This is a genomic window from Nonomuraea sp. PA05, assembly GCF_008086045.1.
Classification (GTDB): Bacteria; Actinomycetota; Actinomycetes; order Streptosporangiales; family Streptosporangiaceae; genus Nonomuraea; species Nonomuraea monospora.
Genome location: NZ_VSEY01000007.1, coordinates 209415 through 230209 on the forward strand (window position 1 = coordinate 209415; position 20795 = coordinate 230209).

19 protein-coding genes are annotated in these 20795 nt (G+C 71.5%); 11 read left to right on the forward strand and 8 right to left on the reverse strand.

Annotation, left to right across the window (positions count from 1 at the left end; all coding sequences use genetic code 11):
• Positions 1-61 precede the first annotated feature (61 nt).
• Both FXF51_RS13625 and FXF51_RS60765 read left to right on the forward strand, forming a co-directional pair.
• Positions 62-880 (forward strand): L,D-transpeptidase family protein, encoded by an 819-nt coding sequence (locus FXF51_RS13625; protein WP_262379500.1) that lies wholly within the window; start codon positions 62-64, stop codon positions 878-880.
• An 87-nt stretch (positions 881-967) separates the two neighbouring features.
• Positions 968-2638, forward strand: coding sequence for a hypothetical protein (locus FXF51_RS60765; RefSeq protein WP_187414356.1), 1671 nt, complete (start codon positions 968-970; stop codon positions 2636-2638).
• Here the strand turns inward: FXF51_RS60765 and FXF51_RS13635 are convergent.
• Complete coding sequence (locus FXF51_RS13635; protein WP_148434751.1) at positions 2633-3049, reverse strand: winged helix-turn-helix transcriptional regulator; 417 nt, start codon at positions 3047-3049, stop codon at positions 2633-2635. The two genes, FXF51_RS60765 and FXF51_RS13635, sit on opposite strands and share 6 nt — an antisense overlap.
• A gap of 81 nt (positions 3050-3130) precedes the next feature.
• Between FXF51_RS13635 and FXF51_RS13640 the strand changes: the two genes are divergently transcribed.
• Positions 3131-4015, forward strand: coding sequence for an NAD(P)H-binding protein (locus FXF51_RS13640; RefSeq protein ID WP_148434753.1), 885 nt, complete (start codon positions 3131-3133; stop codon positions 4013-4015).
• On the opposite strand, the gene FXF51_RS13645 is transcribed toward FXF51_RS13640, so the two are convergent.
• Both FXF51_RS13645 and FXF51_RS13650 read right to left on the reverse strand, forming a co-directional pair.
• Complete coding sequence (locus FXF51_RS13645; RefSeq protein WP_148434755.1) at positions 4012-4581, reverse strand: hypothetical protein; 570 nt, start codon at positions 4579-4581, stop codon at positions 4012-4014. The two genes, FXF51_RS13640 and FXF51_RS13645, sit on opposite strands and share 4 nt — an antisense overlap.
• 39 nt (positions 4582-4620) lie before the next feature.
• Positions 4621-5226 (reverse strand): TetR/AcrR family transcriptional regulator, encoded by a 606-nt coding sequence (locus FXF51_RS13650; RefSeq protein ID WP_148434757.1) that lies wholly within the window; start codon positions 5224-5226, stop codon positions 4621-4623.
• Positions 5227-5322: 96 nt separating this feature from the next.
• Here FXF51_RS13650 and FXF51_RS13655 point away from each other — a divergent pair, with 96 nt between their 5' ends.
• The 3 genes from FXF51_RS13655 (at position 5323) to FXF51_RS13665 (ending at position 7608) form a co-directional block, all read left to right on the forward strand.
• A complete protein-coding gene (locus FXF51_RS13655) occupies positions 5323-6519 on the forward strand; it encodes a cytochrome P450 (protein ID WP_148434759.1) in 1197 nt (398 codons plus the stop codon).
• Between the two features lie 6 nt (positions 6520-6525).
• Entirely contained in the window at positions 6526-6717 is a 192-nt protein-coding gene (locus FXF51_RS13660) for a ferredoxin (protein ID WP_148434761.1), read from the forward strand.
• 444 nt (positions 6718-7161) lie between these two features.
• On the forward strand, positions 7162-7608 hold the full coding sequence (locus FXF51_RS13665) for an SAV_6107 family HEPN domain-containing protein (protein WP_148434763.1): 447 nt from the start codon (positions 7162-7164) through the stop codon (positions 7606-7608).
• A 452-nt stretch (positions 7609-8060) separates the two neighbouring features.
• On the opposite strand, the gene FXF51_RS13670 is transcribed toward FXF51_RS13665, so the two are convergent.
• From FXF51_RS13670 to FXF51_RS13690, 5 genes are all read right to left on the reverse strand, one after another.
• Positions 8061-8555 carry a transcriptional regulator gene (locus FXF51_RS13670; protein ID WP_026214021.1) on the reverse strand — a complete coding sequence of 165 codons (495 nt, stop codon included), beginning with the start codon at positions 8553-8555 and terminating at the stop codon, positions 8061-8063.
• A gap of 301 nt (positions 8556-8856) precedes the next feature.
• Positions 8857-9762, reverse strand: a complete 906-nt coding sequence (locus tag FXF51_RS13675) for a universal stress protein (protein ID WP_148434765.1) — start codon at positions 9760-9762, stop codon at positions 8857-8859.
• Entirely contained in the window at positions 9763-11184 is a 1422-nt protein-coding gene (locus FXF51_RS13680) for an amino acid permease (protein WP_148434767.1), read from the reverse strand.
• A 10-nt stretch (positions 11185-11194) separates the two neighbouring features.
• Positions 11195-12130: a carbamate kinase gene (arcC, locus tag FXF51_RS13685; protein WP_148434769.1), complete on the reverse strand. Its 936-nt coding sequence runs from the start codon at positions 12128-12130 to the stop codon at positions 11195-11197.
• 25 nt (positions 12131-12155) lie between these two features.
• Entirely contained in the window at positions 12156-13400 is a 1245-nt protein-coding gene (locus tag FXF51_RS13690; RefSeq protein WP_148434771.1) for an arginine deiminase, read from the reverse strand.
• Positions 13401-13650: 250 nt separating this feature from the next.
• On the opposite strand from FXF51_RS13690, the gene pyrR reads away from it, so the two are divergent.
• From pyrR to carB, 5 genes are read left to right on the forward strand one after another with little or no spacing between them, the layout of a single operon-like run.
• Entirely contained in the window at positions 13651-14208 is a 558-nt protein-coding gene (gene pyrR, locus FXF51_RS13695; protein WP_148434773.1) for a bifunctional pyr operon transcriptional regulator/uracil phosphoribosyltransferase PyrR, read from the forward strand.
• Complete coding sequence (locus tag FXF51_RS13700) at positions 14205-15122, forward strand: aspartate carbamoyltransferase catalytic subunit (RefSeq protein ID WP_148434776.1); 918 nt, start codon at positions 14205-14207, stop codon at positions 15120-15122. The genes pyrR and FXF51_RS13700 overlap by 4 nt, the downstream gene beginning before the upstream one ends.
• Complete coding sequence (locus tag FXF51_RS13705) at positions 15119-16405, forward strand: dihydroorotase (protein WP_148434778.1); 1287 nt, start codon at positions 15119-15121, stop codon at positions 16403-16405. The genes FXF51_RS13700 and FXF51_RS13705 overlap by 4 nt, the downstream gene beginning before the upstream one ends.
• Positions 16402-17508: a glutamine-hydrolyzing carbamoyl-phosphate synthase small subunit gene (gene carA / locus FXF51_RS13710; protein WP_148434780.1), complete on the forward strand. Its 1107-nt coding sequence runs from the start codon at positions 16402-16404 to the stop codon at positions 17506-17508. Before FXF51_RS13705 ends, carA begins: the two co-directional genes overlap by 4 nt.
• The gene (carB, locus tag FXF51_RS13715) at positions 17495-20782 is read left to right on the forward strand and encodes a carbamoyl-phosphate synthase large subunit (protein ID WP_148434781.1); all 3288 of its coding nucleotides are present in this window, start codon (positions 17495-17497) and stop codon (positions 20780-20782) included. The genes carA and carB overlap by 14 nt, the downstream gene beginning before the upstream one ends.
• Positions 20783-20795 lie beyond the last annotated feature (13 nt).

The following is a 20795-nucleotide window of genomic DNA, read 5'->3' on the forward strand; positions in this document are numbered from 1 at the left end:
TACCCATTCCTGGTAAGTGGTGTAGGGTCCCCTGATCCGTTCTTTAGGAGAGGTGGTACGGGTGCGGGTTCGACGGCTGCCCGGCGTGGCTGCTCTTCTGACGGCCGGCACGGTCGTCGTCTCGGGTTGCGGAACGCAGCACGCGGTACGGCAGGCGGAGGCGCCGCTGCCCGAGTCCCCACCGGCCGCCGCGGCCCAGCAGGGGCCGTCCGCCGTCACTCCCGCCGCCGTCTCCGCGCCGCGCAAGACGCTCAAACTAGGCGCCAAGGGCAAGGCCGTCACCTGGATGCAGGAGCGGCTGACCGAGCTCGGCTACCGCCCCGGCAAGGTGGACGGCCAGTACGGCGGCACCACGCTGGCCGCCGTCTGGGCGTTCCAGAAGGTCAACGGCATCAAGCCGACCAGCACCGTCGCCAAGCGCACCTGGGAGGCGCTGGAGACGCCGCGCGCGCCGAAGGTGCTGGTGCCGAACGGCAAGGCGACCCGCGCCGAGGTCAACCTGACCAAGCAGATCATGGTGCTGTACGTGCGCGGCGAGGTGAAGCTGATCACCCACGTCTCGTCCGGCAGCGGCGTCCCCTACTGCGAGACCGCCGACTGGCAGGGCAAGGAGCAACGCTTCTGCGGCTCGGCGCGCACGCCGACGGGCAACTACCGCACGACGTGGCGGGCCAGCGGCTGGCACAAGTCGTACCTCGGCGAGCTGTACAACCCGATCTTCTTCAACGGCGGCATCGCCTTCCACGGCGCGCTGTCGGTGCCGCTCTACCCGGCCTCGCACGGCTGCGTGCGGATGCCGATGAACGTGGCCGCGGAGCTGCCCGGGCTGCTGGGCAAGGGTGTCCCTGTGCACGTCAGGGGCGCGTACAAGCGTGCCTGAACCCGCATAACCTCCGCATAACCGAAATCGGTGACGGGCCGGTTATCCGTGCTCTGGTGAGCTTCCCCCGGACTCTGGGGGGATCTCATGACTACGGCTTTTCTGGTGCGTACGCCCGTCGTGCCCGAGCGCGCGAACGGGCCTGAAACACGGGTGTGGTGGCTGCTGGCCACCGGTTGGGTCGCGCAGGTGGCGCTGCGGTTATGGCTGCACCGCTACCACGCGACGCCCGTGGCGAACCCGGACGAGACCGGCTACCTGCTGGCCGCCCGCTGGCTGGCCGGCGGCGCGGCGGCCGATCTGTCCGGCTCGACCTTCTACCACGCCGGGTACGCGCTGCTGCTCGTGCCGATCTTCTGGCTGACCTCCGACCCCGAACTCGCCTACCGGCTGGCCGTCGGGGTGGGGGCGGTGGCCGGGGCCGGTGCGTACCCGGTGGCGTACGCGCTGTTGCGGCGGTCGCGGCTGGGCGGGCGGGCGGCGCTGGCGGTGGCGTTCGCGGCAGGGCTGTCGCCCGCGGTGCTGGTGTTCTCCGGGTTCGCGCTGGCCGACGCCGTCCTGCCCGTGGTCGTGCTGGGATGGCTGGCCGCGCTGCACGACCTGGTCGCGGACGGGCCCGCGCGGCGGCGGGTGTGGGCAGGGGCGGCGGCGGGCGGGCTGGCGGCGTACGCGATGGCCGTGCACCTGCGCGGGACGGTGATCGTGGCGGTGTGCCTGCTCGTGACGGTCGCGCTGTGGCGCAGGCTGCCGCGCGCCGCCCTGATCGCGACGCCGGCCGCCACGGTCGCCGGTGCGGTGGCGGGGGACGCGCTCAACGGGGCGCTGCGGGCCGCCCTCTACCCCCGGGGGCCACGTGACCTGTCGGCGCTGCTGGTGGAGCGCCTGACGAGCCTGGAAGGGCAGGCGTGGGCGCTGTCGGGAGCCGCGGGACAGCTCTGGTACCTCGTCGCGGGCACGTGGGGGCTGGCGGGCGTGGGCCTGGCCGGGGCGGTGGCCCTGCTGACCCGGCGGGCCGCGCCGCTCGCGCCGCGCGTCCTGGCCGGGGTGCTGCTGGCGACGACCCTGGGCATCGCGTACGCCTCCTCGGCCGCCCTGCCGGACGAGCACCGGGTCGGCAACTTCGCCTACGGGCGTTACCTGGCGTGCGTCGCGGTGGCGTGGACGCTGGCGGGCATGCTCGTGCTGCTCCGCACGGGACGACGGAGTGTGCCGCGGTACGTGACGGCCGCCGCCGGGCTGCTCGCCGTGACCGGCGGCGTGGCCGCCTGGTACGCGGGCGACCGCCTCCGCAGGCACGCCTTCATCGCCTTCGACTTCCCCGAAGTGATCTTTCTCACCGGCGTCCCGGACGCCCTGGACCTGACCGCCGCCTCCCTGTCCGCGCTGGCGCTGCTGGCCTGCCTGGCGGCGGCGGCCCTGGTCCGGCGGCCCGCGCTGCTCACCGCGGGCGTCCTGGCGCTGATCCACGTGGCGTTCGTCGCGCACCTGGCGCCCGCCCCGCCCACGCCCGGCCCCGACGGCCTGCCCGCGCCGTCACCGCCGGGCCGGGTGGCGGTGGAGGCCGGGGTGAAATGGAACGTCTGGGTGCCGCTGTCGTACCGGGTGTGGTGGACGCGGATCGAGCGTTACCAGGGCACCCCGCCCGAGGGCGCCTGCACCGCCGTCGTCCCGCAGGACGCCGGACCGCCTCCCGCGGGCTGGACGCCCACCGGCTCCGGGCACGGCTGGACGACCTGGACGCGCTGCCGTCCGTCATGAGGCGGCGGCGGGATCCTCATCGGGATGGCCGGCGTCCCAGCGGGCGCGGGCGTCCCGCATCGCGTCCTTGTGCTCGCGCGACCAGTCGGCCAGCCCTTGCACAGCCTCCGCCAGGCTGCGGCCCATCGGCGTCAGCCGGTACTCGACCTGCGGCGGGATCGTCGCGTACGCCGTGCGCTCGACCAGCCCGTCCCGGCACAGCCGCCTGGTCGTCAGCGTCAGCATGCGCTGCGAGATGCCCGGCACCGCCCTGTGCAGCTCCCTGAACCGCCGCACCCCCTTGGCCAGCTCCACCAGCACCAGCACCGTCCACTTGTCGCCGATGCGGTCGAGCACGTCCCTGATGCCGCAGTCGTCGTCCCCGCACGGCCCCGCGACCTGGGGGGTTACCTCCGTGTGCGCGACTGACATGAGAGTGCCTCCTTACGGCGGGCGCGGAGCCTCGCCCATGCTGGGTTCGTTTCACCTGGCAAATCCACATTAGGGGGAATCATGATTGTCGTGACGGGCGTGTCCGGGGCGCTGGGCGGAGCGATCTTCGACGGCTTGCGGGCCGCGGTGGGGCCGGCGGTGACGGGCGCCAGCAGCAAGGGTGACGGCACGGGGGTGCGTCACGCCGACTTCGACAGCCCGGAGACGCTGGAGCGGGCGTTCGAGGGCGCGCGCGTGCTGGTGTTCGTGTCGGCCGGGTACGCCGAGGACGACGTCGTGCTGGCCCGCCACGGCGCCGTCGTGCGGGCGGTGGCCGCGGCGGGCGTCGAGCACGTGATCTACACCAGTCTGGCCGGGTCGGGGGAGCGGCTCACGATCGCGCTGGCCCACCGGTGGACCGAGGCGCGGCTGGCCGAGGCGCCGTTCGACGTGACGGTGCTGCGCAACGCCCTGTACGCGGAGATCCCTGCGGGCCTGGCGCTGGCCGGCGCCGCCATGGCGGCCGAGAGCGGGGTGTTCGCGGCGCCGCTCGGCGAGGGGAAGGTGTCGGCGGTGGCCAGGCAGGACCTGGCGGCCGTGGCCGTGCGCGTGGCGGCCGAGGCGTGGCGGGACGTCGAGTCGGGCGGGGAGCGGCGGCACGCGGGCAGGACGTACGAGCTGGAGGGCGTGGCGGCGGTCGGCGGGCACGACCTGGCCGGGGTGCTCACCGAGGTGCTCGGGCGGCCGGTGGCCTACCTGCCGGTGCCGATGGGGGTTGCGCGGGGGGAACTGGCCGGGCTGGAGGCGTACCAGGCGGGGCACACGATGTCGACGTTCGCCAACATCGGCGCGGGCCTGCTGGAGGCCGGGCGCAGCGACCTGCCCGGGCTGCTGGAGGCGCCGACTCCGGTGCGCGAGCTGATCGCGCAGGCCGTACGAGCGGGTCTCGGCTCCGCCCGCCCCTAACGCTGCTCGTCGACCGGCGGCAGGCTCGGCTCTGCCTGTTCGACCGGCGCCATGTCCGCGGCGGCGGCGCGTTTGCCCTGCGCGGCGGCCAGCACCATCCCCACGGCCTGCGCCAGCCCTCCGGCCAGCAGCAGCCAGGCCGTGTACGGCTGCCACGCGGGCAGGCCCGCCAGGAAGTCGGGCGACTCGTACAGATTGGCCAGCAACACGACGGGATTGAACAGCGCGACGCCGAAGCCCAGCGCGTACGGGACGATGAGCACCCCCGACACCACGAGGATCAGCGTCCGGCCGCGTCTCTCGCGCTGTAACAGCACCCCGAACACGAGGTAGGCGACGGCGGCCAGGCCGACGACCGCCGCGGTCCACCAGGTCAGCCGCCACGTGTCCACGCCCAGCGAGGTCAGCCCCGACTCGTCGACGCCGCCGCCCTGCCAGCCGGGGCCCGCGAGCTGCGCGCGCACGGCCGCCCGGACGGCCACGTGGCCCGCGCCCGCGTACGCCGCTGCCAGCACCGGCCCCAGAGCCAGCAGGACGAGCCCCGCCAGGCGACCGCTTCCCGCCATCCGCTTCCCCTCCTGCGACAGCCTTGCCCCCATCCCTCGCTATCCGAGGGTGTGCAGGCCGCTGATGGTGATCTCGGCCGCACGGCGCGCGGTGACCCACAGGTCCGCCATCGACTGCTCCTCCTCGAGGGTGGCCATCACGGAGAGCTTGATCGCCCCGATCAGCGCGCCCACCGCCGCCGCGGCGTCCGCCAGCGGGAGGTCGGGGAACGCCTCGTGCAGCGCCCTGGCCAGCCTGAGCTGGGTGTCGAACAGCATGAGCAGCGCGCGCGCCTGCAGCGCCGGCTCGGTGAGGATCAGCCGCACCCGCAGCGCCGCCTCCTCCGCCGTCAGGTACTGGTACGCGGTGGCCTGCTCGAAGCTCTCCTCGATGACCCGCAGCAGCACGCCGGTCACCGTCTCGTCGGGCCGCCGGCTCTCCATCGCCGTGAGCGCCAGCTCCAGCCGGGACGCGGTGTCGTAGAAGACCACGTCCTCCTTGCTGGCGAAGTAGCTGAAGAACGTGCGCGTCGACACGTCGGCCTGCTCGGCGATCTCCGCGAGCGTGGTCTCCTCGAAGCCCTTCTCCTCGAACAGCCGCAGCGCCCCTTCGATCAGCGCCTGCCGCGTGCGCTGCTTCTTGCGCTCCCGGAGCCCTTCCACCATGCCGGAACTATACTGCACGTCCTTATTGTTTTCACCCATTGAAGTTTTGCATCGAGTGAGGTTTTCTAGGGGGGAGGACTCGGAAAGGAGCGGAACATGTCACCGTTGACCCTGCCCACCGCCCGCCAGCGCCCGCTCGACCCGCCCGACGAAGTCACCGCCCTGCGACAACAGGCGCCGATCCACCGCATGACGTACGCCGACGGCCACCAGGGCTGGCTCGTGACCGGCTACGCGGCGGCCCGCGCCGTCCTGGCGAGCCCGCACTTCAGCAACCGGCCCGAGCACATGCACCCGCCGATCCCGTCCGCCAGGATGGAGCTGGCCACCCGGCCGGAGAAGTTCCGCGTGCCGCCCGGGTTCTTCCTGCGCATGGACCCGCCCGACCACACCCGCTTCCGCAGGCTGCTGACCGGGCAGTTCACGGTGCGGCGGATGAAGACGCTGGAGCCGCGCATCGAGGAGATCACCGAGGCCTGCCTCGACGCCATGGAGGCCGCGGGGCCGCCCGCTGACCTCGTCCAGGAGTTCGCGCTGCCGATCCCCTCGCTGGTCATCTGCGAGCTGCTCGGGGTGCCGTACGAGGACCGCGACCGGTTCCAGGCCGACACCAAGGTGCTGGCCAGCCTCGACGCCAAGGCCGACGACGCCATCGCCGCGCTCGGCGGCATCTCGGCCTACCTGTACGGGCTCGTCCAGCGCAAACGCAAGGAACCGGCCGACGACCTGCTCGGCGGGCTCATCGAGAGCGGGGAGCTGAGCGACGAGGAGCTGGCCGGGGTCGGGGTCCTGCTGCTCATCGCGGGGCACGAGACGACCGCCAACATGCTGGGGCTCGGGACGTACGCGCTGCTCACCAACCCGGACCAGCTCGCCGCCATGCGCGACGACCCGTCCGTGGTGGAGAACGGCGTCGAGGAGCTGCTGCGCCACCTCACGATCATCCACCTCGGCCCGATCCGCTCCGCGCTGGAGGACGTCGAGATCGAGGGCGTCACGATCGCCGCCGGCGAGAACGTCGCCATCCACCTGCCCGCCGTCAACCGCGACGCCGCCCGCTTCGCCGACGCGGAGCGGCTCGACCTCACCAGGCCCGCCGGCGGTCACCTGACCTTCGGCCACGGCATCCACCAGTGCCTCGGCCAGCAGCTCGCCCGGGCGGAGATGCGCATCGCCTACCCTGCGCTGCTGCGGCGCCTGCCTGGCCTACGCTTGGCGGTAACACCCGAGGAGGTGCCGATGCGCTCGGACATGAGCATCTACGGAGTGCACCGCCTCCCTGTCACTTGGTAGGTCACGATGGAAATCAAGGCAGATACCACGGTGTGCATCGGCGCGGGCATGTGCGCGCTGACGGTGCCGAAGGTGTTCGACCAGAGCGAGGACGAGGGCACGGTCGTGCTGCTCCAGGACGAGCCTCCGCAGGAGCTGGAGGAGGCCGTGCGCCGGGCTGTGACCCTCTGCCCGTCCGGGGCGATCTCGGTCTCCTGACGCGGGCCGCGCCTTGACAACGCCCTGACAACACCGCTTCGCCGTCGCCGCATCCCTGACTCGCGGCGGCGGCTCTTTCGTGTGCGCCGGGGTTCGCGCCGCTTTCCCGTCAACATCATCGAACCTATGTTCGTGGTTCGGTTGACAACAGGCCGTGATCGAAATTATGTTCGACCTAGTGACGGTGAGGCTCGCGGCTCAACGTCACCTGGGACCTGGTCGCGGGCCGTTCGCTTCCCCAAGCGATTTTCCCGCGGCCAGGCTCCTCGGGCGAAGGGCGCGTCCTCGTCGTCGGCGGAGACGAGTGGGCGTGTCCTGGCCGGACGGGGAGAGGGGAAGCTCCTCGTCCGGCCTGCCCGGCGGAAATGTCGGTGGCGTCTGCGATTGTTGGCTCCATCGGCGCGGAAGCCGGCGTCGCCCACGACTCCAAAGGAGGCGCGCAAGATGGCACCACGGCCTAGAGAAACGCCCGGGCCCCGGCTGTCGCCTGCGGTTCGGGCACACCTGACCGATTCACGTTCGTGCCTGGCGGAGGCGACCGGCGCTCGCACCCCGGCATCCCGATATGTGGCCGCCCACCTGGCGGCCCTGCGAGCGGCAGCGGCGATCCTCGCCGCCCGGCCCCGCCCTGCCGAGGGCCGCCGCCGGCGGCTGCGCAGCGCGTGGGAGCTCCTGCCTGAGGCGGAGCCGTCGCTGGAGCAGTGGGCCACCTACTTCGCCACCACCGCCGCCAAGCGGGCCGCGGCCGAGGCGGGGATGGTGCGGCGGGTCAGTGCGGCGGACGCTGAGGAGATCTTGGCTGAGGCCGAGACGTTCGTGGCGACCGTTGAGGGCATTTTGGGGGTTCCGTCCCAGCCGCAACTGCCGGTGGATGTGCCGTTGGCGGGTTGAAGAGGGCTTCCTGAGGCGCGGTCCGCGCCTTGACGCGGCTCACGGCCCGCCTTGAAGGCCCGCCGTTCGCGTCCTGAGGCTCGCTGCTGCCTCTGCGGGCCTCGCCCCCGCACCCCTGGGCCCGCCACCGCGCCCGCTGGCCTGGCCATCGCGTCCTGCGCGGGCCTGGCCGTCGTGTCCTGGGGCTCGCCGTCGCGTCCGCGGGCCTCGTCAGCGTGTCTGCGGGCTCGCAACCGCACCTGAGGCTCGCTACCGCGCCCGGGCCTGGCTTCGTGTCCTGAGGCCGCCGCCGCATGTGCGGGCTTTCCCGTCCGGGTCGCTCGAAAACCCCTCGATCGCAGCACCCGGAAAATGCCGATGGGCTCGCCGACGATGCGACGAGCCCCCGGTCGGAGCGGGCGACCTCAAAACCAGGACGACGAAGCCCCAAGACCCCGGACGGTCTCAGAACGTCAGAACGACTCCACGGCCCTGCGGGCCTCGGCGTCGAGAACGCCCCAGCTGATGAGCTCTTCGGTGAGCTCGCTCGGCGACTTGTCGTAGATCACGGCCAGGGAGCGCAGGTCCTCCTGGCGGATCGACAGCACCTTGCCGTTGTAGTCGCCACGCTGGCTCTGGATCGTGGCGGCGTACCGGGCGAGGGCGCCGGCCTTCTCCTTGGGCAGCGTCGCGAGCCGCTCCAGGTCGATCACAAGCTTGGGCGTCGGCCCGAGCGGGCTGGGGGCGGCTCCGCCCGGCAGCAGCTCGGATACGGGCACCCCGTAGAAGTCGGCAAGTTCGGCAAGCTTCTGCACGGTCACCGCTCGGTCGCCACGCTCGTAAGAGCCAACGACTACGGCTTTCCACCTGCCACGCGACTTCTCTTCGACTCCATGCAGGGACAGGCCCTGCTGGGTGCGGATGGCGCGGAGTCGTGCACCCAGCGACTTTGCGTACTCAGACGGCATCGTGTGGCCCCCCGGCTCTCGTATGTATCGCTCTCAGTAGATTGTGCTCCCTTGCGGCGTATGCCCGGGCCACCGGGGGGTCTGGTGCCAGGCTCGGCACCATCGGTAGCCATGGCTCTGGGTTTACCCCAGAACGCCGCGCGGTGTGGTTACGCACAGTGACGGTAAAGGGGTGGACGCCTAAGGTCAAGCTGATTGGAAAAAAGATGCCGAATCCGGTCCGGTAGTGAACGCCACAATCGCCCCTCATGTCCCACTGACAACGGTGACTTCGTCAGAGTTTGACGAGAAATTCCGGCGGTCAGGGCTCCCTGGTGAGAATCATGACAGGGCAGGTCGAAGCCCGGACGATCTTCATCGAGGTGTCCCCGAGGAACACCCGCCTCAGTGGTCCCGTGTCGCTGGAAGCGCATATGATCATCTCGCCAGGCAGCCACGAGGTCGTGCCGAGTGCCTGGGCCACGTTGCGGCCCTCCAGCACTTCGACCTCCACGGCCCGCCCCGCCGGCCGTCCCGACGGCTGCCGTCCCCGCGCCGCCGCGTGGAGGTCGGCCGCCGCCTGGTCGCGCAGGCGTACGAGCATCTCTTCCTCGATCCTCGCCCGCCTGCCACTGCTGATCACCAGCGTCACCAGACGCAGCGGCACGCCCAGCGCCGCAGCAGTCCCGGCCGCGTCCTTGACGGCCGCGTCACAGCCGGGGCCGCGCCGGTAGGCGACGGTCAGGCGGTCGAAGGCGGCCGGCGGCTGGTCGCCGTAGCCGCGCGGGGCGAGCAGGACGGGAACGGAGGAGGAGTGCAGAAGCTGGTCGGCGGTGCTGCCCACCGAGATGCGCCCCCTGCCGCTGCCCGAGGCCGAGCCGATGACCACGACGTCGGCGCCGCGCCCGCGCGCCAGCTCCACGAGCCCGCGCCCGCTGCCCCTGTGGGTGTGCGCGACAAACTCGGCACCCCCGCCGCCAGGTCCACCTCCCAGCTCGCCCACCAGTTCGCGGGCCTGGGCGAGCGTGGCGTCGGCCTGCTCGCGCAGGTAGGCGCGCCAGGCGCTCTCCTCGGCCCTGGCGGGCCCCGGCGTCGAGCGGGCGGGCGGCTGCACGGTCGCCACCGTCAGCCGCGCGTGCGCCTGCTCCGCCAGCAGTACGGCCAGCGCCAGCCCGTCCCGCCCCCGGGCTCCCGGGACGTATCCGGCCAGCACGTCGTCGAGCCTCATTCAGCGCACCTCGTCGTTCAGCCGCGAATGGCGATAGCCGTACAGGAAGTAGCAGACCAGCCCCGCGAGCATCCACAACCCGAACGCCAGCCAGGTCACCCCCGCCAGCCCCGCCATGACCACGACGCACATGACGGCGCCCAGCACCGGCGTGGCGGGGAACAGCGGCGTGCGGAAGCTGCGCGGCAGCTCGGGGCTGCGGTAGCGGAGCACGAGCACGCCGACGTTGACGATGGCGAAGGCGAACAGCGTGCCTATGCTGGTCGCCTCCGCGAGCTGCCCGAGGGGCACCAGCCCGGCCAGCACGGAGATGAACCCGGCCACGATGAGGGTGTTGGCGACGGGCACCTGCCTGCGCGGATCGACCTTCTGGAAGACGCGCGGGATGAGCCCGTCGCGGGACATCGCGAACAGGATGCGGGTCTGCCCGTAGATGACGGTCAGCACGACGCTGGCGATGGCGATGACCGCGCCGAAGGAGACGATCAGGCCGGGCCAGGTGGCGCCCATGGCGAGGTTGGCGACGTACGACAGGCTCGCCTCGGTGTTGTCGGGGTCGAACTCGGTCCACGGCATCGCGCCGACGGCGGCCAGGGCCACCAGCACGTAGACGACCGTCACGATGACCAGTGACAGGATGATCGCCAGCGGCAGGTCCCGCTTGGGGTTCCTGGCCTCCTCGCCGGCCGTGGAGGCGGCGTCGAAGCCGATGTAGGAGAAGAAGACCTGCGAGGCGGCGGCCGTGATGCCGGCCACGCCGAGCGGGGCGAAGGGCGTGAGGTTGCCCGACTCGAACGCGGTGAACGTCACCACGCAGAAGAACAGCAGCACCGCGATCTTGATGAGCACGAAGAAGGCGTTCGCCTTGGCGCTCTCGGAGGCCCCGTGCAGCAGCAGCCAGGTGGTCAGCAGCACGATGACGATCGCCGTGACGTTGATCACTCCGCCGTCCTGGCCGGGGGAGCGGGTGATGGCGTCGGGCAGCGTGAAGCCGAACAGCGAGTACAGGAACGAGTTGAGGTACTCGCCCCAGCCCACGGCCACGGCCGCCACGGAGACGGCGTACTCCAGCATCAGGCACCAGCCGCAGATCCAGGCCACCAGCTCGCCCAGCGTCGCGTACGCGTAGGAGTAGGACGAGCCGGACACCGGGATCGTGCCGGCCAGCTCGGCGTACGACAGCGCGGAGAACAGCGCCGTGACGGCCGCCAGCACGAACGACAGCACCACCGCGGGCCCCGCCTTCGGCACCGCCTGCCCGAGGATGACGAAGATCCCGGTGCCCAGCGTCGCGCCGACGCTGAACAGCGTGAGCTGCCACAGGGACATGGTGCGCCGCAGCTCGCCGCCCTCGCCGTGCCCGCCCTCGGCCACGATCCGCTCGGTCGGCTTGGTACGCAGCAGCCGCCGGGTCAGCGTCATCGGGCACCCCCTACAGCGTGCTCGTCAGCGGCCACCGGCCGTTGGGCGTGACGATGGTGCCCGCGCAGCCGCCGAGTATGCGCTCGGCGTCCTCGAGCCGGCCGATGGCAGCCATGTCGCCGGTCGTCTCCACGAACCGGCAGACGGCCTCCACCTTCGGCCCCATGGATCCGGCGGGGAAGTCGAGCGCCCGCAGCTCGTGCGGCGTGGTGTGGCCGATCTCGCTCTGCTCGGGGGTGCCGAAGCCCCGCATGACGCGTGGCACGTCGGTGAGGCTGAGGAAGGCGTCGCACTCCAGCGCCTCGGCCAGCATCGCGGTGGTGAGGTCCTTGTCGACCACGGCCTCGACGCCGGTCAGCCGGCCGCGCTCGTCGCGGACGACCGGCACGCCGCCGCCGCCCGCGCACACCACGATCACGCCCTCGGCCACCATCCGCCGGATCAGCCGGGTCTCGACGACGCGCTGCGGGGTGGGAGAGGGCACGACGCGCCGCCAGTGCGGGCCGTCCTGCCGCACCGTCCAGCCGTGCTCGGCGGCCAGCTTCTCGGCCTCCTCCTGCTCGTAGACCCGGCCGACGAACTTGGCGGGGTCGGCGAAGGCCGGGTCGACGGCCGACACGAGCGTCTGCGTGACCATGGCCAGCACCTGCCTGCCGGGCAGCGCGTTCTGCAGGGCCTGCTGCATCCAGTAGCCGATCAGGCCCTGCGTCTGCGCGCCGAGCGCGTCGAACGGGTACGGCCCGCTCAGGCCGGGGTCGGCGGCGCTCTGCAGGGCCAGCATGCCGACCTGCGGGCCGTTCCCGTGGGTGATGACCAGCTCGTGCTCGCCGGCCAGGCCGGCCAGCGCCCTGGCGGCGGCGCGCACGTTGACGAGCTGCGCGTCGGCGTCGGGCCGCTGCCCGCGCCGCAGCACCGCGTTGCCGCCCAGCGCCACGATGACCCGCATGCCGATCCTCCTTCGGAACCGCCCGTCAGACGGCGTCGCGCTCCAGCGGGCAGCTCATGCAGCGCGGCCCGCCGCGCCCCCTGCCGAGCTCGCTGCCCCTGATCGTGATCACCTCGATGCCGTTGTCGCGCAGGTAGTGGTTGGTGGTGGCGTTGCGCTCGTAGGCCACGACCACGCCTGGCTCCAGCGCCAGCCCGTTGCAGCCGTCGTCCCACTGCTCCCGCTCGGCGGCGTAGACGTCCTGGCTGGGCGTCAGGACCTTGATGCCGGGCAGGTCGAGGGCGCGCGCGATGGCCTTGTGCATGTCCTCGGGCGGGTGGTCGGTGACCTTCAGCTCCTTGGACGTCTCACCGGGCTCGATCGTGTACGCCGGCAGCATGCCCAGGCCGGCGTACTTGGTGAACACGCCCACGTCGAGCATGGTCATCACGGTGTCGAGGTGCATGAACGCCCGCGCCTTCGGCATGTCGAGCGCCACGATCCGCCGCGCGGAACCGGCCGTGAACAGCCGCTGCGCCAGCATCTCGACGGCCTGGGGCTGGGTGCGCTCGCTCATCCCCACCAGCACCGCGCCCCGGCCGATGACCAGCACGTCGCCGCCCTCCATGGTGGCGGGGGCCACCGACTGGCCGGGCATCCAGCAGTGGTAGCCGCCCTGCCCGGGCCGGTCGAAGCCGCCGGCGAACGTCGGGTGGTACATGTAGACGGCCTCCATGTTGACCGTCTCCCGCATGCGGGCCTTCTTCTTCATCGCGTTGATCGACACGCCGTCGTAGATCCAGCACGAGGTGTCCCGCGTGAACAGGTGGTTGGGCAGGGGCGGCAGGATGAAGCCGTCCTCGCCGGTGGCGTGGAAGGTCACCGACTTGGGGTCGCAGCCCATGGAGACGAGCTCGCGCTTGGTGATGCCGCCGGTCAGGTAGACCTGGAGGGTGGCCGCGTCCATCCCGTCGAGGGTGTTGCGGATGTCGTCGATGGCGACCGGGCCGAGCCAGCGCTCGTCGATGACCGCGTCCAGGATGTGCTTGCGCGCCTCGGGGATGTCGACGGTCTCCCTGAGCAGGTCGGCCAGCAGGTGGACGCGGATGCCGCGGCTCGTCAGCACCTGCTGGAACTCCTCGTGCTCCTCGACCGCGCGCTGCACCCACAGCACGTCGTCGAAGAGGAAGGCGTCCTTGCTGGTGGGCGTCAGCCGTTTCAGTGCCAGGTCGGGCTTGTGCAGCAGGACCTGCCGCAGGTGCCCGACCTCGGAATCGACATGGAACGTCATCTGTGCTGTATCCCCCTCAAAAGAGCGGAAGTCACGCTCGACCGCCGCCCCGCGCGCCGGGTGATCGTGCCCGGCGCGAACCGCGCCGACACCGCGCGGCGCGGGAAATTACCTGATCAGGAAGGTCCCCGATCCGCGGACGCCGGCGGGAGGCGCTCGCGTTGTACCTGGTAGCCCCTGGTACTGTGTGTCCCGACCAACACCCTTTTAAGACCCGTCCCGTGAGGCGGGAAAGGTGGTGAGCTTCGCCATGTCCACATCCATGGATGACTCCAGGGCCGTGCTGGAGGCCCCGGACATCCACCGGGCGCTGACTCGGATCGCGCACGAGATCCTCGAGCGCACCAAGGGCGCGGGCGACGTCGTCCTCCTCGGCATCCCGACCCGCGGCGCCACGCTGGCGCGCCGGCTCGGCGACCGCATCGAGCAGTTCGAAGGCGTCAAGATCCCCGTCGGCTCCATCGACATCACCATGTACCGCGACGACCTGCGCAGCGGGCCCGTGCGGCCGCTCGGCCCCACCGAGCTGCCCCCCGACGGCATCGACGGCAAGGTCGTCGTGCTCGTCGACGACGTCCTCTACTCCGGCCGCACCGTGCGCGCCGCGCTCGACGCGCTCAACGACCTCGGCCGCCCCACCGCCGTGCAGCTCGCCACGCTGGTCGACCGCGGCCACCGCGAGCTGCCCATCCGCGCCGACTACGTCGGCAAGAACCTGCCGACCGCCAAGAGCGAGAAGGTCAAGGTCTACCTCCAGGAGATCGACGGCCGCGACGCCGTCCTGCTGATGAAGGGGGGCGCCCGGTGAACCGCCACCTGATCTCGGCCGGAGACCTGGCCAAGGACGACGCGCTGCTCATCCTCGACACCGCCGAGGAGCTGGCGAGGGTCTCGGAACGTTCCATCAAGAAGCTGCCCACGCTGCGCGGGCGCACCGTGGTCAACCTGTTCTTCGAGGACTCCACGCGCACCCGGATCTCGTTCGAGGCGGCGGCCAAGCGGCTGTCCGCCGACGTGATCAACTTCTCCGCCAAGGGGTCGAGCGTGTCCAAGGGCGAGTCGCTCAAGGACACCGCGCTGACCCTGGAGGCCATGGGCGCCGACGCGGTCGTCATCCGCCACGGCGCCTCCGGCGCGCCGCACCGCCTGGCCAACTGGGTGCGCGGCAGCGTCGTCAACGCCGGCGACGGCACCCACGAGCACCCCACGCAGGCGCTGCTCGACGCCTTCTCCATGCGCCGCCGCCTGGGCAGCCTGGAGGGCCGCAGGGTCACCATCGTCGGCGACGTGCTGCACAGCCGCGTCGCCCGCTCCAACGTGCTGCTGCTGCACACGCTCGGCGCCGAGGTCACCCTGGTCGCGCCGCCCACGCTGCTGCCCGTCTCCGTCGGCACCTGGCCGTGCGAGGTCTCCTACGACCTCGACGCGGTGCTGCCGAAGTCCGACGCGGTGATGATGCTGCGGGTGCAGAAGGAGCGGATGAACGCCGCGTACTTCCCGAGCGAGCGCGAGTACTCCCGCCGCTACGGCCTCGACAGGGACCGGTTCGCGAAGATGCCCGACGAGGCGATCGTCATGCACCCGGGGCCGATGAACCGGGGCATGGAGATCGCGGCCGAGGTGGCCGACTCGGCGCGATCCACGATCGTCGAACAGGTCGCCAACGGTGTGACCATCCGCATGGCCGTCCTGTACCTGCTGCTCGGGGGAGAAACCGCATGATCATTCGCAACGTGAGGATCCTGGGCGGCGAGCCCGTGGACATCCGCGTCGCCGACGGGGCGATCGCCGAGATCGGCCCCGGCCTGGCGGGCGAGAACACCGTCGACGGCGCGGGCGCGATCGCGCTGCCCGGCCTCGTCGACCTGCACACGCACCTGCGCGAGCCGGGCCGCGAGGACGCCGAGACCGTGCAGACCGGCACCCAGTCGGCCGCCCGCGGCGGCTACACCGCCGTGCACGCCATGGCCAACACCTCGCCCGTCGCCGACACCGCCGGCGTGGTCGAGCAGGTGTGGCGGCTGGGCCGCGAGTTCGCCCACTGCGACGTGCACCCCGTCGGCGCCGTCACCGTCGGCCTGGAGGGCAGGCAGCTCGCCGAGCTGGGCGCGATGGCCGACTCCGCCGCCCGCGTGCGGGTCTTCTCCGACGACGGCAGGTGCGTGGACGACGCGGTGCTGATGCGCCGCGCCCTGGAGTACGTCAAGGCGTTCGACGGCGTCGTCGCCCAGCACGCCCAGGAGCCCAGGCTCACCGCCGGCGCCCAGATGAACGAGGGCGTCGTCTCCGGCAGGCTCGGCCTGACCGGCTGGCCCGCCGTCGCGGAGGAGGCGATCATCGCCCGCGACTGCCTGCTGGCCGCGCACGTCGGCTCCCGGCTGCACGTCTGCCACGTCTCCACGGCCGGCTCGGTCGAGATCATCCGCTGGGCCAAGTCCAAGGGCTGGAACGTCACCGCGGAGGTGACCCCCCACCACCTGCTGCTCACCGACGACCTCGTGGAGGAGTCGCCGGTGGGCGCCTACAACCCCATCTACAAGGTCAACCCGCCGCTGCGCACCCGCGCGGACGTCGAGGCGCTGCGTGCCGCGCTGGCCGACGGCACGATCGACATCGTGGCCACCGACCACGCGCCCCACCCGGTCGAGGACAAGGAGACCGAGTGGTCGGCCGCCGCCATGGGCATGGTCGGCCTGGAGACCGCGCTCAGCGTGGTCCAGGAGGCCATGGTCGAGACCGGGCTGCTCGACTGGGCCGGCCTCGCCCAGCGCATGTCCGTCGTGCCCGCCCGCATCGGGCGCCTGGCCGGGCAGGGGCAGCCGATCGAGGTGGGCGCCCCGGCCAACATCACGCTGTACGACCCGTCCGCGCGCACGAAGGTCGATCCGTCCGCCTTCGCGTCCAAGAGCAGGAACACCCCCTACGAGGGGATGACGCTGCCCGGCAGGGTAGTGGCCACGTTCCTGCGCGGCAGGCCGACCGTTCTCGAAGGGAAGCTGGTTTGAACACTGCGGTGCTCGTGCTGGAAGACGGCCGCGTCTTCCACGGAACCCCATACGGCGCCGAAGGCGAGACGTTCGGCGAAATGGTCTTCAACACCGGCATGACCGGCTATCAGGAGACCCTCACGGATCCGTCCTACCACCGGCAGATCGTCGCCATGACGGCGCCGCACATCGGCAACACCGGCGTCAACGACGAGGACCCCGAGTCCAGGCGCGTCTGGGTGGCCGGCTACGTCGTGCGCGAGCCGTCCAGGGTGGTCTCCAACTGGCGGGCCAACCGCTCGCTCGACGACTACCTCAAGGAGCAGGGCGTGGTCGGGATCGCCATCCCGGGCACCCGCGCGCTCACCCGCCACCTGCGCGAGCGCGGCGCGATGCGCGCCGGCATCTTCAGCGCGCCCGAGGCGCCGGTCGGGGAGCTCGTCGAGCGCGTACGGCAGTCGCCCCGCATGGAGGGCGCCGACCTGGCGGGCGAGGTCGCCACCGGGCAGACCTACGTGGTGCCCCCCGTCGGCCCCAAGCGCTACACGGTCGCGGCCGTCGACCTGGGCATCAAGGGCATGACCCCGCACCGGATGGCCGAGCGCGGCTGCGAGGTGCACGTGCTGCCCGCCGACGCCACCTACGAGCAGATCATGGCGGTCGAGCCCGACGGCGTGTTCTTCTCCAACGGGCCCGGCGACCCCGCCACCGCCGACGTGTCGGCGCTGCGGGGAGTGCTGGAGTCCAAGGTGCCGTTCTTCGGCATCTGCTTCGGCAACCAGCTCTTCGGGCGAGCGCTCGGGCTGTCCACGTACAAGCTGCGTTACGGCCACCGGGGCGTCAACCAGCCGGTTCAGGACGTGCGCACCGGCAAGGTGGAGATCTCCGCGCACAACCACGGGTTCGCGGTGGAGGCGCCGCTCGACGGGCCGTTCGAGACCCCGTACGGGCAGGCCGAGGTGAGCCACGTCAACCTCAACGACCGCTGTGTGGAGGGGCTGCGGCTGCTCGACGGCCGCGCCTTCAGCGTCCAGTACCACCCGGAGGCCGCCGCCGGCCCGCACGACGCCGCCTATCTTTTCGACGAGTTCTGCGAGGTCATGACCCGTGCCAAAGCGTGAGGACATCCAGTCGGTCCTGGTGATCGGCTCGGGGCCGATCGTGATCGGCCAGGCGTGCGAGTTCGACTACTCGGGCACCCAGGCGTGCCGCGTGCTGCGGGCCGAGGGCTTCCGCGTGATCCTGGTCAACAGCAACCCCGCCACGATCATGACGGACCCGGAGTTCGCCGACGCCACGTACGTCGAGCCGATCACCCCCGAGTTCGTCGAGAAGATCATCGCCAAGGAGCGGCCCGACGCGCTGCTGCCCACGCTGGGCGGCCAGACCGCGCTCAACACCGCCGTGGCGCTGCACGAGTCGGGCGTGCTCGACAAGTACGAGGTCGAGCTGATCGGCGCCGACTTCGACGCGATCCAGTCGGGCGAGAACCGCGAGAAGTTCAAGGAGATCGTCGCCAAGGTCGCCCGCGAGCACGGCCTGAACGCCGAGTCGGCCAGGTCGGCCATCTGCCACACCATGGACGAGTGCCTGGCCGCCGCGAACGAGCTGGGCTACCCCGTCGTCGTGCGGCCCTCGTTCACGATGGGCGGCGCCGGCTCCGGCTTCGCGTACACGGAGGAGGACCTGCGCCGCATCGCCGGCGCCGGGCTCGACGCCTCCCCGACCACCGAGGTGCTCCTGGAGGAGTCCATCCTCGGCTGGAAGGAGTACGAGCTGGAGGTCATGCGCGACAAGGCCGACAACGTCGTCATCGTCTGTTCCATCGAGAACATCGACCCGATGGGCGTGCACACCGGCGACAGCGTCACCGTGGCGCCCGCGCTGACCCTGACCGACCGCGAGTACCAGAACATGCGCGACGTCGCCATCGCGGTCATCCGCGAGGTCGGCGTCGACACCGGCGGCTGCAACATCCAGTTCGCGGTGGACCCGCGCACCGGCCGCATGATCGTCATCGAGATGAACCCGCGCGTGTCGCGCTCCTCGGCGCTGGCCTCCAAGGCCACCGGCTTCCCGATCGCCAAGATCGCGGCCAAGCTGGCCATCGGCTACACGCTCGACGAGATCCCCAACGACATCACCAAGGAGACCCCGGCCTCCTTCGAGCCGACGCTCGACTACATCGTGGTGAAGGTCCCGCGCTTCGCGTTCGAGAAGTTCAGGGGCGCCGACCAGACCCTCACCACGCACATGAAGTCGGTGGGCGAGGCCATGGCCATCGGCCGCTCGTTCCCCGAGGCGCTGCAGAAGGCGCTGCGCTCGCTGGAGAAGAAGGAGTCCTCCTTCACCTGGGCGGGCGACGTCGTGTCCAAGGACGAGCTGCTCGACGCCTGCCGCACCCCGCACGACGGCAGACTGCGCACGATGCAGCAGGCCATCAGGGCCGGCGCGACGCCCGATGAGCTGTACGAGGCCACCAGCGTCGACCCGTGGTTCATCGACCAGCTCTTCCTGCTGCACGAGGAGGCCCAGGCGGTCGGCGCGGCCGACGACCTGACCGCCGAGGTGCTCGGCCGGGCCAAGCACCTGGGCTTCAGCGACCTGCAGATCGGCGAGATCCGCGGCATCGACGAGGCCAGGGTCCGCGACCTGCGGCACGCGCTCGGGCTGCGGCCGGTCTACAACACGGTCGACACCTGCGCCGCCGAGTTCGCCGCCAAGACGCCCTACCTCTACTCGACCTACGACGAGGAGACCGAGGTCCCCGTAGGGGAGCGCCAGAAGGTCATCATCCTCGGCTCCGGGCCCAACCGCATCGGGCAGGGCATCGAGTTCGACTACGCGTGCGTGCACGCCTCGTTCGAGCTGTCGCGGGCCGGGTTCGAGACCGTCATGGTCAACTGCAACCCCGAGACCGTCTCGACCGACTACGACACCTCCGATCGGCTCTACTTCGAGCCGCTCACCCTGGAGGACGTCCTGGAGGTCGTGCACGCCGAGCAGCAGACCGGGCCGGTCGCGGGCGTGATCGTGCAGCTCGGCGGCCAGACGCCGCTCGGCCTCGCGCAGGCGCTCAAGGACGCGGGCGTGCCCGTCGTCGGCACCTCGCCCGAGTCCATTCACCTGGCCGAGGAGCGCGGCGCGTTCGGGCGGGTGCTGGCCGAGGCCGGGCTGCCCGCGCCCAAGCACGGCACCGCGCTGACCGTGGCCGAGGCGCTGGAGATCGCCGAGGAGATCGGCTACCCGGTGCTCGTGCGGCCCTCGTACGTGCTCGGCGGGGCCGGCATGGCCATCGTGTACGACGAGCAGACGCTCAGCACGTACATGGCGGCCCAGGAGGGCGGCCACCCGGTGCTCGTCGACAAGTTCCTCGACGAGGCCATCGAGATCGACGTGGACGCGCTCTACGACGGCGAGGAGCTGTTCCTGGGCGGCGTCATGGAGCACATCGAGGAGGCCGGCATCCACTCCGGCGACTCGGCGTGCGCCCTGCCGCCGATCACGCTCGGCGGCGCCGACATCAAGGCCATCCGCGCCGCCACCGAGGCCATCGCCTCAGGGGTGGGCGTGCGCGGGCTGCTGAACGTCCAGTACGCCATGCACGCCGGGATCCTGTACGTGCTGGAGGCCAACCCGCGCGCCAGCCGCACCGTGCCGTTCGTGTCCAAGGCCACCGGCACCCCGCTGGCCAAGGCGGCGGCCAGGGTGATGCTCGGCGCGTCGATCGCGTCGCTGCGTGAGGAGGGCATGCTGCCCGCCGAGGGCGACGGCGGCACGCTTCCGCTCGACGCCTCGATCGCGGTCAAGGAGGCGGTGCTGCCGTTCAACCGCTTCCGCGGCGTGGACATCGTCCTCGGGCCCGAGATGCGCTCCACGGGCGAGGTCATGGGCATCGACGAGTTCTTCGGCATCGCCTTCGCCAAGTCGCAGGCGGGCGCGTACGGGCAGCTCCCGACCAAGGGACGCGCGTTCGTATCCGTGGCCAACAGGGACAAGCGTGCGATGATCTTCCCTGTGAAGGCGCTCGCGGATCTCGGATTCGAGATCCTGGCCACCGAGGGGACCGCCGAGGTGCTGCGCCGCAACGGTGTCCATGCCAAGATCGTGCGAAAGCACAGCGAGGGGACGGGTCCCGGAGGTGAGCCCACGAGCGTGCAGGCCATTCTCGACGGCGAGGTCGACCTGATCGTCAACACGCCCTTCGGCAGCCCTGGCCAGTCGGGGCCGCGGCTCGACGGCTACGAGATCCGCACGGCCGCCGTGCTGCGCGGCATCCCGTGCATCACCACGGTCTCGGGCCTCGCGGCGGCGGCGGCGGGCATCCAGGCGATCGTGCGCGGCGACGTCGGCGTACGGTCTCTCCAGGAGCACGCACAGGCACTCCGGGGCTGACCCCGCACGGGAG